A 13,102-nucleotide genomic window follows, 5' to 3' on the forward strand; every position below is an offset into this window, starting at 1 on the left:
CCCAACCTGAGTGACGCACACCACTCCCCACCTTCGGAGGTATCGATGTCGTCCGACGAGATCGTCACGAACCCGGCCCCGCTGCCGGGCATGTCCGCGGCGGCCATGGGCCCGCTGCGCGGATACCTCGACGAGGCGATGGGCTTCATCACCGAGTGGATGAACGGGTACGGCCCCTCCACGCCACACCCGACGCAGGAGGTGGACGCCGACGCGTTCCACGGCGCCTTCGAGGAACTGACGACGCGCCTGCGCGCGAACTATCCGTTCTTCCACCCGCGCTACGTCGGGCAGATGCTCAAGCCGCCGCACCCGGCGGCCGTCGTCGGCTACCTCACGACGATGCTCATCAACCCGAACAACCACGACCTCGACGCGGGCGCCGCGACGACGCGTATGGAGCAGGAGTGCGTCGACGCGATCGCGCACATGTTCGGCTGCCGCGCGCATCGTCAGGCGATGGAGGGCAAGAACGGTTCGTCAGCGAGCTTCGGTGTGCCGCATGACGACTCGGAGCACGAGAGCGGCATGTGCCACCTTGGCCACCTCACGACGTCGGGCACCGTGGCCAACCTCGAGGCGCTGTTCGTCGCGCGCGAGACGCATCCGCGCAAGGCCATCGCGCACAGCGCCGACGCGCACTACACGCACGGGCGCATGAGTCACCTGCTCAACGTGCCGTCGGTCGCCGTACCCACCGACTCGCGTGGACGCATGGATCTCGTGGCGCTGGAACGCCTCATCTCGGCGGGCGGCATCGGCACCGTCGTCCTGACGGCCGGAACGACGGGCTTGGGGGCCGTCGATCCGATCGACAAGGCGATTCCGCTGTGCCGCAAGTACGGCGTGCGCGTGCACGTCGACGCGGCGTACGGCGGTTTCTTCCGCCTGCTCGCCGAGGAGGGCGACGACCTTCTCGCGCCGGACGTGGCCGCCGCCTTCCGGGCGATCGACGAGGCCGACTCCGTCGTCATCGACCCGCACAAGCACGGGCTGCAGCCGTACGGCTGCGGCGCGGTGCTGTTCCGCGACCCGAACGTGGCCAACTTCTACGATCACACCTCGCCGTACACGTACTTCACGAGCGGTGACGACCTGCACATGGGCGAGATCTCGCTCGAGTGCTCGCGTTCGGGCGCGTCCGCGGCGGCGCTGTGGATGACGCTCCAGCTACTGCCGCTCACGCGGGAGGGCATGGGCGAGATCGTCGCGCCGGGACGTCGCGCCGCGCTGGCGTGGGCCGAGAAGCTGCGCGGCTCGGAGGTGTTCGACCTCTACCAGGAGCCCGACCTCGATATCGTCAGCTACTTCCCGAAGGGCGACTCTCTCGCTGATGTCGACCGCCGTTCGGGCGCGATCCTCACGAACGGCATGAACGCGCCGCGTGACGAGTCGCTCTTCGTCGCGACGTACCAGGTGAAGCCCGACGACATGACGAACCGTGGCCACGACGTGCCCGGCGAGGCTCCCGAGGCGGGCGCGCGCATCCTGCGCAGCGTGACGATGAAGCCGGAGACCGAGCCCCTCATCGACGACATCCACGCCGCCGTCGAGAAGCTCGCCCGCGCCGTCGACGCCTGACCCGATGTTGAGCGGCGTGCGCGGCACCGGTGCCGCGTTTCCCAGGCAACATCGCGCCACGCCGTAGAGTGGAGGCATGGCACTCAACACGGCCTTTGCGGTCCTGCCCGGTCTGACGATCGACACGCTGCCCAGCGGCATTCTCGACCCGACGACGGACTACGTCACGGGCGAGGAGGCCATCTCCAACGCGCTGCCGGCGGGGTACGTCGGCGCGTTCACGGCGCGTACGGATGACGACGAGGACGCGGTCGTCCTCGTCGGCTACGAGCTCATGCTGCAGCCCGACCTCATCCCCGACATCGCGGACGAGGCCGTCACCGCGGTTTTCGCGGGCAACTCGAAGACGTGGCTGCTCATCGTCGACGGCGACGAGCAGAGCCGCATGCTGACGCTCGACGCGTCGGGCGTCACGGCGGAGGACGGCGAGCCCGTCGAGGGCGAACCGACCGCCATCATCGACGGCGACCCCGAGAAGACCCTCAAGCAGGCCGTCGTCGACCTCACCGGCATCGACCTCGACGCCGTCGTCGCCGACAAGGGCGTCCTCGTCATCGTCGAGGACTGAGGATTCACCGATAGGTCTTGCTATCGGCTGTAGTCTGTAGCCATGGCGACGGGCTTGGAGGAGATCGCAGCCGCGAGCGACCGCATGACGCGTGACGCTCGCGCCATGTTGACCGCTGCCGTCCGCGACGCACACCGCGAGGGGATTTCCCAGCGCGAGATCGCCCGGCGTATCGGACGCAGCCAGCCTGAGGTGTCGCGCCTCATCCGCTTCCACGGGTCCGGACCTCTTGCCCGCAGGTTGCGCGCCCACCGCCAAGCGGTGATCCGCCTCATCGAGGATGCCGGGGGACGCAATGTGCGTGTCTTCGGCTCCGTCGCCACGGGCCGCGAGCACGCCGGCTCTGACATCGATCTCTTGGCGGACCTCAGCCTCGCTGACCTCAGCCTGCTCGACCTCGAGCGCCTCCAGTCACGACTCACCGAAGAAGTGGGCGCGACAGTGGAACTCACGCCCGACTCGGGGCTGAGGCCCTACCTACGCGAACGCGTCCTGAAGGAAGCCGTTCCGCTGTGAGCCCCACCGGACGCACACCCGCCGAGAACGTTGAAGAAGCCCGCTACCACTTGCAGTTCGTCGTGACCTACCTCGACGAACCCGCTACGCAAGTTGCGCCGGACGCCATCGCCATGCGCCTGTCGGCCGCCCTGGAGGCGATCTCCGCACTGCCCGTCGAGATGCGTGACCGCGTCTGCATGGGCGAGTGGAAGGAAATGTGGGGCATGCGCAATCGAATCGCGCACGGCTACGCACTGACGGACGGACGCCTCCTGCGAACCACCGCAGAACGGGATGTCCCAACCCTTCTGACTCGCCTCGCAGCCGAGCTCACCTGACGATCGGACCGCGCGTCAGCGTGCGTCGGGCATCCCTCGCCCCCCACTCGCGCGAGATGTCGCTCAATGGGGGACAGACCAGGCGCAAAGATCCCCACTCGCGCGATTCGTCGCGCAAGTGGGGATCTTTGGCGGTCGAATCACTCCGCCCAGGTCACCTTCACCGGGAACTTCTTCACACCGTTGACGAAGTTGGAGCGCACGCGCTTCACATCGCCGACGAGCTCGATCTTCTCGATGCGCGGCAGCAGCTCCTCGAGCAGCAGGCGGATCTCGAGGCGGGCGAGGTTGTTGCCGAGGCACAGGTGCGGCGAACCCTTGCCGAACGTCATGTGGTCGACGTTCTTGCGCGTCACGTCGATCTTGTTCGGGTTCTCGAAGACGTCCTCGTCACGGTTGCCCGAGCCGAACCACATGACGACCTTGTCGCCTTCCTTGATCTGCTTGCCACCGAGCTCGACGTCCTTCGTCGCCGTGCGGCGGAAGTGGTAGACCGGCGTCGCCCAGCGCAGCAGCTCCTCAAGGCCGGACTCGATGAGCGACGGGTCCTCCTTGAGCAGCTTGAACTGGTCGGGCTGCGCGATGAGGCCAAGCATGATCTGGCTGATCGCGTGGCGCGTCGTCTCGTTGCCGGCGATGACGAGCAGCGAGAAGTAGTTGTTGAAGTCCTGGTCCGAGAGCGGCACGCCGTCCTCGGGCATCTTGTTCGCGAGGATCGAGACGAGGTCCTTGCCCTCGCCGCCGACGCGCTTGTCACGCAGGTCTCGCCCGTAGTCCCACACGTCCTGCACGGTCGGCGAACGGAACGGCAGGTGGCGGTACTTCTCCGACTCGGGCGAGTCGAGCAGGTGCTGCGTGTAGTCCGGGTCGGTGTTGGCCACCATCTCGTTGCCCCACGCGATGAGCTGCGGCGTGTGGTCGCGCGGCACGTCGAGCAGGCGCGCGAGCACCTGGATCGGGAAGTCGGCCGAGATCTTCTCGACGAAGTCGAACTCGCCGTCGGGCGACGTCTTCTTCGCCTCGTCGATCGTGTTCTTCGTCAGCTCGCGCAGGAACGCCTCGTAGTTCTTGAGGAGGTTGCGCGGCGAGAACTCACGCTGGATGAGCTTGCGCAGCGCCGTGTGACGCGCGCCGTCCGTCTCCAGCATGGAACGGCGGAAGTCCATGAGGTCGTCGTCGACGTCCTCGAGGTTGACGAACTTCTCCGACGTGAACGTCTCGGAGTCCTTGTCGACGGCCCAGATGTCGTCGTACTTCGTGACGGCCCAGAAGCCCATGCCGTCGGACTCCTCGTTCCAGTGCACCGGGTCACCGGCGCGCAGGGCGGCGAACTGGGCCCAACCCTCGTTGTCGCGGAACCGGTCGAGGTTCGCGAGGTCGACGTCCTCGAGCGTGTACTCGCTGCTGGGTGCGGCACCCACGTCAGTGGTCATGTCGGTCTCCTTCAATCGCTGAAGTCTGGATCACAGGTGGTAGGTGTACTCACGGAACTCCCAGTCCGTGATGAAGGCGTTGAAACGCTCGATCTCGTTGCGCTTGTACGCGAGGAAGGTCGTGACGAAGCCCTCGCCGAGCACCTCGCGCATCTCCGAGTCGGCCTCGAGGGCGTCGAGCGCCTCGCACAGGGACGAGGGCAGCTTGGGCGAACGCTCCGGGTCGTAGCCGTAGCCCTCGAGCGCGGGGCCCGGGTCGATCTCGTTCTTGATGCCCAGGTAGGCCGCGGCCAGCGTCGCCGCCGTGAGCAGGTAGGGGTTGGCCGACGCGTCGCCGAGGCGCAGCTCCAGGCGCGACGCCGAGCCACGCTCCGGGGGGATGCGCACCATCGCGCTGCGGTTGTCGAGACCCCAGTCGATGAGCCACGGGGCGAGCGTGTCCGGGCCGAAGCGCTTGTAGGAGTTGATCGTCGGGTTCGCGAGCGCCGCGAGGGCCGGGGCGTGCTTGAGGATGCCGCCGATCGCGTGGTGAGCGACGGCGGAGAGGCCGTTGTGGCTGTTCGGGTCGTCGAAGAGGTGGTTGCCTGCGGCGTCCTGCGTCGAGAAGTGCAGGTGGAAGCCCGAGCCGCCCTCGTCGTTGAACGGCTTGGCCATGAACGTCGCGAGCTTGCCACCGGCGCGCGCCATCTCCTTGACGGCGGCCTTGAAGCGGAACGCGCGGTCGGAGGCGTCGAGTGCGTCGGAGTGCCAGAGGTTGATCTCGAACTGGCCGGAGCTGAACTCGTGGTTCGCGGCGATGACGTCGAGGTCGTAGGCGCCGAGCTGACGCAGCGAGGCGAGCAGAACGTTCTCGGGGTCGCCGCGCAGGCCGGAGACATAGACGTTGCCGGGGCTTTCGCCGTAGCGCGCCCAGCCGGAGTCGTTCGTGTCCGACTCCTCGAGGAGGTAGAACTCGAGCTCCGGGCCGCAGATCGGGGTGCCCGCGATGGAGCTGAACTTCTCGATGACCTGCTTGAGGACGTAGCGCGGGCTCTCGGCGGACGGCGAACCGTCCGGGTTGAACACGTCGGCGATGACGTGGGCGACGCCCGGCTCCCACGGCACGGTCTTGATCGTCTCGATGTCGGGGTAGGCCACGATGTCGGGCAGACCCGCGGCGAGGCCGCCCTCGATGTCGACGACGTCACCCATGGGCGTCGTGCCGTAGACGCTGCGGCAGAACGCGACGCCGTGGCCGGTGGTGCGCTCGAAGCGGTTGACGAGCAGATCCTTGCTGCGGTCGGTGCCGATGATGTCGGAGTAGCCGAGGCGGACGACGTCGATGCCCTCCGCCGCACACTTGCTCATGGCTTCCGCCATGAGCCTTGAGTCGATCTTCGTCATGCCATCGCCTTTCACGCCTTTGTGAGCGAACGCCTCCCCCGACGGTTGCCGTGCCGGGAGTGAGTCAAAAGGTCGTTCGGATCCGAACAGTAACTGTGTGACTCAGGCCACACAACCTCTCTTGATCGGGTAGCCTAGCCGGTGTCGTACGGACACGAACGATTTCGCGGCAACAAACTTGCGGCACGGGCCGCAGACGGTGAAAGGGTGCACGCACATGAGCGACCAGAAGGGCTTCTTCTACCCCCGCACCGCCGGCGGAACCTCGGGCATCATCCCGAGCCCGCCGTGGTACTACTCGGGAGACCTGCTGACGGTCGAGTACCGCACCAACCCGGAGCGTGTGCGCGAACTCCTGCCCGCCCCACTGGAACTCGCTGACGAGGACCCGGGCGCCGTCGCGCTCATCTGGGCCGACTGGCAGAGCTGCTCCAGCTCCCGCGAGGAGCTGCTCGACCCGGTGCGCGCCCAGTACAAGGAGGCGTTCGCCGTCGTCCGCTGCTCGTACAAGGGCAAGACGTTCAGCCGCTGCGTCTACATCTGGGTCGACAAGGACTTCGCGATCGGCCGCGGTCTGCACCAGGGCTACCCGAAGAAGCTCGGCTCGATGTGGCAGACGCGCCCCCACCCCTTCGCGCAGGGTGCGCCGCAGATCGCCGAGGGCGGCATGTTCGGTGCGACGCTCGCCGCCGGCGACCGTCGTCTCGCCGAGGCCGTGCTGACGCTGCGCGAGCCGAGTGAGACGAACGGCTTCGTCAACGGCCACCCGATGGCCCACCACCGCATCTACCCCGACATCGCCCGCGGGGCGACGGGCGACGCCTACAGCGAGCTCATCTCGTCCGGCGCGGCCGAGTTCGAGGGCGGGCAGGCGTGGCGTGGTGACGTCGATCTGCGCCTGTTCGAATCGCCCACGGAGGAACTCGCCGCCCTGGAGGTCGACGAGATCATCGGCGGCTACTACCGGCAGATCGGCGTCGTTTGGAACGGCGGCGAGACGCTCGAACGTCTCGTGTGAGCCAGGCGGCTGCGAAGGGCGGCAGCCTGCGTCGCAGATGAGTTCGTGGACACACGGCACGCAGCGTCACGCCGCCGACCCACCCCACCCCGGACGCGTGTAGTGTGAGGTGGGTCACGGCGAGAGGGGAAGGGATGCGGCACAAATCCCGTCCACAGGGTTGCGCCTGCGGGTGCGGCCCCGGCTGCGTCCACGCTCGGCTCGCCGACGCGATCCCCCTCGTCAGTTCGCTGTTGAGCTCGACGGCACGCGACGAGGGTCTCGTCATCGCCATCGCGGACCGCGAGGCACGCCTGCACTACGTCGAAGGAGACTCCCGCGCCCGCAGCCGCGCCGAGAGCATCGGCTTCACCGCGGGGGCGAACTGGTCGGAGGCGCAGGTCGGCACGAACGCGCCGGGCCGAGCTGTGGCCCGCGGCGAAGCGGTCTCCATCCATCGCGAGGAGCACACGCGCCCGGACGTCCACCCGTTCAGCTGCTCCGCGGCGCCGCTCGTCGACCCCGTCACCGGCGAGGTGTTCGGCGCTCTCGACGTGACGGGAGGTGACGCTGCGGCAGACCGGCGCACCCTCGCACTCGTGCAGGCCACCGCGGCCGCGGTGGCTCGTGAACTTCGCCTCGCCGGGGTGCCGGTCGGCCCTCCACCGCACACGAGCGCGCGGCTGCGTCTCGTCCACCACGGCCGCCCCTGCATCGAAACGGGTACGGCCACCCACGCACTCACCGACCGCCACGCCGAACTCCTCGCGACACTCGCGCTCGAACCCCAAGGCCTCAGCGCCGACGAGATCGGGGCCCTCATCTACCCGGACGGCACGCCGCCCGCCACCATCCGCGGCGAATTGCTGCGGCTTCGTCGACGGCTCGACACGATTCCCGGCGCGCCGAACCTCGAAAGCCGCCCCTACCGCCTCACGGGGCCACTGCTCATCGATGCCGTCCAGGTCACGGAGCATCTGCGTCGCGGCGAGCACGACGAAGCCCTCGAGCTGTATCGCGGAGCCTCGCTGACGCACAGCGAGGCGGAGCCCGTCGTCGACCTGCTGCGTTCGACGTCCGGGTCGCTGCGCGAAGCGATGCTCAGTGACGCCACTCCCGAGACCCTTCTGCGCTACCTCGACCTGCCCGAGGCCGCCGATGACGTCGAGTCGTGGCACATGGCACTCACCGTCCTGCCACCGCGCGCGCCACAGCGGGCCATCGTTCTCACGCATCTCGAACAGCTCGACACTCGTCTGCGCCAGGCGAACTGACGCCCGCACAGCGCGTTGCACGGGCAGTGCAACGTTGATGCAACGCAACCCTTCGTAACGTGACGCACATCACGCAACCCCGCGTCACATCCCGCGGGCTCAGGGAAAGGAAGCTGCGATGACGGTCTACGCCAACCCGGGAACCGAGGGCTCCAAGGTCGAGTTCAAGAAGCGCTACGAGCACTTCATCGGCGGCGAATGGGTCGCGCCGAAGAAGGGGCAGTACTTCGAGAACCCCACCCCGGTCACCGGCAAGACGTTCTGCGAGGTGGGCCGCGGCACTGCCGAGGACATCGAGGCCGCCCTCGACGCGGCATGGGCGGCGGCACCGACGTGGAACAAGACCTCGCCCGCGGAGCGGGCACTCATCCTCAACCGGATCGCCGACCGGATGGAGGAGAACCTCGAGAAGATCGCCGTCGCGGAGACGTGGGACAACGGCAAGCCGGTGCGCGAGACGCTCAACGCCGACATCCCCCTCGCGATCGACCACTTCCGCTACTTCGCCGGTGCCATCCGCGCGCAGGAAGGCAGCCTCTCGCAAATCGACGAGGACACCGTCGCTTACCACTTCCACGAGCCGCTCGGCGTCGTCGGGCAGATCATCCCGTGGAACTTCCCCATCCTCATGGCCGTGTGGAAGCTCGCGCCGGCGCTGGCCGCAGGTAACTGCGTCGTCCTCAAGCCGGCGGAGCAGACGCCCGCGTCGATCCTCGTGCTCATGGAGATCATCGAAGACCTGATACCCAAGGGCGTCGTCAACATCGTCAACGGCTTCGGCGTCGAGGCCGGCGCGCCGCTCGCGTCGAACAAGCGCATCCGCAAGATCGCCTTCACCGGCGAGACGACGACGGGGCGCCTCATCATGCAGTACGCCTCGGAGAACCTCATCCCGGTGACGCTCGAGCTCGGCGGCAAGAGCCCCAACATCTTCTTCGAGGACATCGCGCAGGCGGACGACGCGTTCTACGACAAGGCGCAGGAGGGCTTCACCCTCTTCGCCCTCAACCAGGGCGAGGTGTGCACCTGCCCGTCACGCGCGCTCGTCCAGGAGTCGATCTACGACCAGTTCATGGCCGACGTCGTCGAGCGCACGAAGAAGATCAAGGCCGGTAACCCGCTCGACGACTCGACGATGATCGGTGCGCAGGCCTCCAACGACCAGTTGCAGAAGATCCTGTCCTACCTCGACATCGGCCAGAAGGAAGGCGCGAAGGTGCTCACCGGTGGTCGGCAGGCCGAGTTGGACGGCGATCTGGGCGGCGGCTTCTACGTCGAGCCGACCATCTTCGCGGGCACGAACAACATGCGGATCTTCCAGGAGGAGATCTTCGGGCCGGTCGTGTCCGTGGCGAAGTTCGGCACGTACGACGAGGCACTGAAGATCGCGAACGACACCCTTTACGGCCTCGGCGCCGGCGTGTGGTCCCGCAACGGCAACACCGCCTACCGCGCGGGCCGCGACATCCAGGCCGGCCGCGTGTGGGTGAACAACTACCACAACTACCCGGCGCACGCGGCGTTCGGTGGCTACAAGAGCTCGGGCATCGGGCGGGAGAACCACCTCATGATGCTCGACCACTACCAGCAGACGAAGAACCTCCTCGTCTCCTACTCGGAGAACAAGCTCGGCTTCTTCTGAGCCGACCCGCATCACCGATCAGATCGCAACCACACGAAGGGAAGAGTCATGAGCACCATGCAAGCTGCAGTCGTGGACGTCTTCGGCGAAGACCTCAACGTCAAGGATGTGGAACTGCCGGAACCCGGGCCGGGTCAAGCGCTCGTCAAGCTGATCGCATCGGGTGTGTGCCACACCGACCTGCACGCCAAGGACGGTGACTGGCCGGTCAAGCCCGAACCGCCGTTCATCCCCGGCCACGAGGGAGTCGGCGTCGTCGAGAAACTCGGCGAGGGCGTCACCGAACTCGCCGTCGGCGACATGGTGGGCAACGCCTGGCTCGCCTCCGCGTGCGGCACGTGTGAACACTGCCGCAACGGCTGGGAGACGCTGTGCGAGGAGCAGACCAACGGCGGGTACAGCGTCAACGGCTCGTTCGGGCAGTACATGCTCGTCGACGCCACGTTCGCCGCCCGTATCCCCGAGGGCGCGGACCCCCACGAGATCGCTCCCGTGCTGTGCGCCGGCGTCACCGTGTACAAGGGTCTGAAGGTGACGGAGGTGCGCCCCGGGCAGTGGGTCGTCATCTCCGGCATCGGCGGGCTGGGGCACATCGCCGTCCAGTACGCCAAGGCCATGGGCATGCGGATCGTCGCCGTGGACGTCGCCGACGACAAGCTGGAGCTCGCGAAGAAGCACGGCGCGGAGGTCACGGTGAACGGCGCGGTCGAGGACCCGACGCAGGCCGTCCTCGACGCCACAGGCGGTGGCGCCCACGGCGTCCTCGTCACGGCGGTGCACCCCAAGGCGTTCGGCCAGGCCATCGGCATGGCGCGTCGCGGGGGAACCATCGTGTTCAACGGTCTTCCTCCGGGTGATTTCCCGGCGCCGATCTTCGACGTCGTCCTCAAGGGCCTGACGATCCGCGGATCGATCGTCGGCACCCGGCAGGACATGGTCGAGGCTCTCGACTTCTACGCCCGAGGCCTCATCCACCCGACGTTCAGCAAGCGTAACCTCGACGACATCAACGCGGTGTTCGACGAGATGCACCACGGCAAGATCGACGGGCGCGTCGTCATCGACTACACGACGGAGCGCGAGGACAAGTGATGAACCTCGAGTCACGAGCCGGTGTGGCCGGAGAGACCGTCAGCCGGGTCGCCCTGACGCCGGACGCCGTCGCCCTGCTGCACCAGCTCGTGGCCGAGCACGGTCGTCTCATGTTCCACCAGTCCGGCGGGTGCTGTGACGGGTCGACCCCGATGTGTTACCCGGCAGGGCAGTTCCGCACGGGTCAGGCCGACGTCCTGCTCGGCACGTTCACGCTCCCGGACGTGGCAGGCGACGATGCCGAGTTGGAGTTCTGGATGAGCCGGGAACAGTTCGAGACGTGGAAGCACACTCACCTCACCGTCGACGTCGTCGACGGGCGTGGGGGCGGCTTCTCCGTGGAGAGCCCGACGGGCAAGCGGTTCCTCATCCGCTCGGACGTGCTGGAAGGCTGACGGCTCGATCGTCGAGCGCGGGGGTCGTGGTTCGCCACGGCCCCCGCGCTCGACGTTGTCGGTGTGAGCGTCGGGCGAGGCCGTGCCAGGAGGAGATCGTCGTGGCGTGACGGCTAATCTGTCCGCATGCCAAGCCATCACACGCTCGTCGAGACCGAGGCCGCCGTGACCGGTCGCTTGGCGAACGTCGACATCAACGCTGACGCGATGCACGCCGTCTCGAGCATCCACCGCGCCGCGAACGCGTCGCGCAATCACATGACGAACACCGTTCTGCGTCCGCACGACCTGTCGTGGACCGGGTTCGTCGTCCTGTGGAGCGTGTGGATCTTCGACGCCCCGGAAACGCGTGAGGTCGCCGACAGCGCCGGCATCTCGAAGGCGACGCTGAGCGGGGTCGTCAAGACGCTCAGTGCGCGGGGTTGGCTGACGCGCAGCCAGTCGAGCACGGACAAGCGCTTCGCCCACCTGAGCCTCACCCCGGCCGGCGTGGCCCTCATGGAGGAGCTCTTCCCGCGCTTCAACGCCCTCGAGGAAGAACTCATCTCCGGTCTCACGCTCGAGGAAGTCGACGTCCTGACGAAGGCGCTGCGCAAGGTCGTCACGACGGCCGAGTCCATGAGCGCCGACGGCCCGAGGCCCGAGTCAGGCGTGACTCATGGTTGATTCCGCGCTGGTCCGCCGCCGCCTCGTGGCCCAAGGGTTGGCGACCCGGCCCTTCAGCAGTCCCCACGACGCCGTGGCTGCGTTCGGTGCCATGCAGGGGCAGGACCTGCCGGGCGTCATGGCGTCCATTGCGTTGCGGTTGAGCGAGCCGGGTGGGCGTTTCGGGCTCGACGACGTCGTGGCCGCCTTCGACGACGGCTCCGTCGTCCGCGGATATCCGATGCGTGGCACTGTCTTCGCCGTGGCCGCCGAGGACGTCCGATGGATGACTGAGCTCTGCGCGGGACCGGCCGTCAAAGCCCAGGTGAGGCGCCGCGCCCAGTTGGAGCTGGACGACGAGCAGATCGCGCGGGCGCAGGAGATTCTCCTGACGCAGTGCACCGCCTCGCCGCGCGGGCTGTCGCGCGGCGACCTCTTCGCCCACTGGGAGGCGGCGGGCCTCGCCCCCGCCGGCGGCCGCGGCTACCACATGCTGTCGTACCTCATCGCGACCGGCGTTGCCGTGTACGGGCCGTGGAACGGTTCGGACAACAACGTCGTGTCAGCTCAGGCTTGGCTGCCCGCCGGGTCGTCGCTCGGGAAACGCTTCAACGGTGACGAAACCGCCGCCATCGCCGAACTGCTGCGCCGATACCTCACGAGCCACGGCCCCGCCACGCTGCGCGACTTCGCCTGGTGGACCAAGCTGCCCATCACGAAGATTCGCCGCGCTTTCGCCACGATCGCAGACGAGTTCGTCGGCGACGACTCCGATGAGGGCCGTTACTGGCGTCAGACACTCGACGACGAGGTGGACGCCGCGGGGGACGCCGCCGACGGGCTGTTCCTCCTGCCCGGCTTCGACGAGATCGTGCTCGGCTACCCCGACCGGCTGGCCCTGCTCGAAGAGGCACACCATCCGCGACTCGTGCCCGGCAACAACGGCGTCTTCCAGCGCGGCATCATGCACGCGGGCACCATCGTCGGCACCTGGCGTCGCGGCGGGCGTCCCGGCCGACGAGCGCTTGACGTCGTCGGCTTCGACACCTTGCCCGCCGACGTGGCCCACGACGCTGAACGTCTGCACGCCCAGTTCCCCTACCTCGGGGCGTGACGCTGACCGGGCGGGCCGGGACAAGCGCACAGCTTGCCTCGATGCCGTCCCCAGGTACTGCGCAAACCGGGGGCAGATGGGTAACGTCAGTCGGGTGAAACCCGTTCCGGCCGACGCCATGGTCTCGCGGCGCATGCGCGGG

At 67.8% G+C, this 13,102-nt stretch carries 13 protein-coding genes; 11 read left to right on the forward strand and 2 right to left on the reverse strand.

Annotated elements, in window-relative coordinates; genetic code table 11:
- Positions 1-45 precede the first annotated feature (45 nt).
- From IM689_RS02835 to IM689_RS02850, 4 genes are all read left to right on the forward strand, one after another.
- Positions 46-1,581, forward strand: coding sequence for a pyridoxal phosphate-dependent decarboxylase family protein (locus tag IM689_RS02835; protein WP_227484360.1), 1,536 nt, complete (start codon positions 46-48; stop codon positions 1,579-1,581).
- Positions 1,582-1,657: 76 nt separating this feature from the next.
- On the forward strand, positions 1,658-2,149 hold the full coding sequence (locus IM689_RS02840) for a hypothetical protein (RefSeq protein WP_193642777.1): 492 nt from the start codon (positions 1,658-1,660) through the stop codon (positions 2,147-2,149).
- A gap of 42 nt (positions 2,150-2,191) precedes the next feature.
- Positions 2,192-2,665, forward strand: a complete 474-nt coding sequence (locus IM689_RS02845) for a nucleotidyltransferase domain-containing protein (protein WP_193642778.1) — start codon at positions 2,192-2,194, stop codon at positions 2,663-2,665.
- Positions 2,662-2,985: a HepT-like ribonuclease domain-containing protein gene (locus IM689_RS02850; protein WP_193642779.1), complete on the forward strand. Its 324-nt coding sequence runs from the start codon at positions 2,662-2,664 to the stop codon at positions 2,983-2,985. The genes IM689_RS02845 and IM689_RS02850 overlap by 4 nt, the downstream gene beginning before the upstream one ends.
- Positions 2,986-3,125: 140 nt before the next feature.
- Here the strand turns inward: IM689_RS02850 and IM689_RS02855 are convergent, their stop codons facing one another.
- The gene (locus tag IM689_RS02855) at positions 3,126-4,418 is read right to left on the reverse strand and encodes a cytochrome P450 (protein WP_193642780.1); all 1,293 of its coding nucleotides are present in this window, start codon (positions 4,416-4,418) and stop codon (positions 3,126-3,128) included.
- Between the two features lie 30 nt (positions 4,419-4,448).
- Positions 4,449-5,801 (reverse strand): glutamine synthetase family protein, encoded by a 1,353-nt coding sequence (locus IM689_RS02860; protein ID WP_193642781.1) that lies wholly within the window; start codon positions 5,799-5,801, stop codon positions 4,449-4,451.
- Positions 5,802-6,018: 217 nt separating this feature from the next.
- Here IM689_RS02860 and IM689_RS02865 point away from each other — a divergent pair, with 217 nt between their 5' ends.
- The 7 genes from IM689_RS02865 (at position 6,019) to IM689_RS02895 (ending at position 12,960) form a co-directional block, all read left to right on the forward strand.
- On the forward strand, positions 6,019-6,819 hold the full coding sequence (locus IM689_RS02865; protein ID WP_193642782.1) for an acetoacetate decarboxylase family protein: 801 nt from the start codon (positions 6,019-6,021) through the stop codon (positions 6,817-6,819).
- Between the two features lie 134 nt (positions 6,820-6,953).
- Positions 6,954-8,072, forward strand: a complete 1,119-nt coding sequence (locus IM689_RS02870) for a GAF domain-containing protein (protein WP_193642783.1) — start codon at positions 6,954-6,956, stop codon at positions 8,070-8,072.
- Between the two features lie 118 nt (positions 8,073-8,190).
- Entirely contained in the window at positions 8,191-9,714 is a 1,524-nt protein-coding gene (exaC, locus tag IM689_RS02875; protein WP_193642784.1) for an acetaldehyde dehydrogenase ExaC, read from the forward strand.
- A gap of 48 nt (positions 9,715-9,762) precedes the next feature.
- Positions 9,763-10,806: an alcohol dehydrogenase AdhP gene (gene adhP, locus IM689_RS02880; RefSeq protein WP_193642785.1), complete on the forward strand. Its 1,044-nt coding sequence runs from the start codon at positions 9,763-9,765 to the stop codon at positions 10,804-10,806.
- Positions 10,806-11,201, forward strand: a complete 396-nt coding sequence (locus tag IM689_RS02885) for a DUF779 domain-containing protein (protein WP_193642786.1) — start codon at positions 10,806-10,808, stop codon at positions 11,199-11,201. The genes adhP and IM689_RS02885 overlap by 1 nt, the downstream gene beginning before the upstream one ends.
- Before the next feature lie 126 nt (positions 11,202-11,327).
- Positions 11,328-11,867: a MarR family winged helix-turn-helix transcriptional regulator gene (locus IM689_RS02890; RefSeq protein ID WP_193642787.1), complete on the forward strand. Its 540-nt coding sequence runs from the start codon at positions 11,328-11,330 to the stop codon at positions 11,865-11,867.
- Positions 11,860-12,960: a winged helix DNA-binding domain-containing protein gene (locus IM689_RS02895; RefSeq protein ID WP_193642788.1), complete on the forward strand. Its 1,101-nt coding sequence runs from the start codon at positions 11,860-11,862 to the stop codon at positions 12,958-12,960. The genes IM689_RS02890 and IM689_RS02895 overlap by 8 nt, the downstream gene beginning before the upstream one ends.
- Positions 12,961-13,102: the final 142 nt, after the last annotated feature.

Origin of the sequence: Dermacoccus barathri, assembly GCF_015070805.1 — a bacterium.
Lineage (GTDB): Bacteria > Actinomycetota > Actinomycetes > Actinomycetales > Dermatophilaceae > Dermacoccus > Dermacoccus abyssi.

Bases quoted from the DNA above. Each gene is read 5' to 3' on its own strand.
- exaC (WP_193642784.1), top strand. From the start codon at position 8,191: ATGACGGTCTACGCCAACCCGGGAACCGAGGGCTCCAAGGTCGAGTTC.
- IM689_RS02860 (WP_193642781.1), bottom strand. From the start codon at position 5,801: ATGACGAAGATCGACTCAAGGCTCATGGCGGAAGCCATGAGCAAGTGT.
- IM689_RS02885 (WP_193642786.1), top strand. From the start codon at position 10,806: ATGAACCTCGAGTCACGAGCCGGTGTGGCCGGAGAGACCGTCAGCCGG.
- IM689_RS02870 (WP_193642783.1), top strand. From the start codon at position 6,954: ATGCGGCACAAATCCCGTCCACAGGGTTGCGCCTGCGGGTGCGGCCCC.
- IM689_RS02835 (WP_227484360.1), top strand. From the start codon at position 46: ATGTCGTCCGACGAGATCGTCACGAACCCGGCCCCGCTGCCGGGCATG.
- IM689_RS02855 (WP_193642780.1), bottom strand. From the start codon at position 4,418: ATGACCACTGACGTGGGTGCCGCACCCAGCAGCGAGTACACGCTCGAG.
- IM689_RS02840 (WP_193642777.1), top strand. From the start codon at position 1,658: ATGGCACTCAACACGGCCTTTGCGGTCCTGCCCGGTCTGACGATCGAC.
- IM689_RS02895 (WP_193642788.1), top strand. From the start codon at position 11,860: ATGGTTGATTCCGCGCTGGTCCGCCGCCGCCTCGTGGCCCAAGGGTTG.
- IM689_RS02865 (WP_193642782.1), top strand. From the start codon at position 6,019: ATGAGCGACCAGAAGGGCTTCTTCTACCCCCGCACCGCCGGCGGAACC.
- IM689_RS02845 (WP_193642778.1), top strand. From the start codon at position 2,192: ATGGCGACGGGCTTGGAGGAGATCGCAGCCGCGAGCGACCGCATGACG.
- adhP (WP_193642785.1), top strand. From the start codon at position 9,763: ATGAGCACCATGCAAGCTGCAGTCGTGGACGTCTTCGGCGAAGACCTC.
- IM689_RS02890 (WP_193642787.1), top strand. From the start codon at position 11,328: ATGCCAAGCCATCACACGCTCGTCGAGACCGAGGCCGCCGTGACCGGT.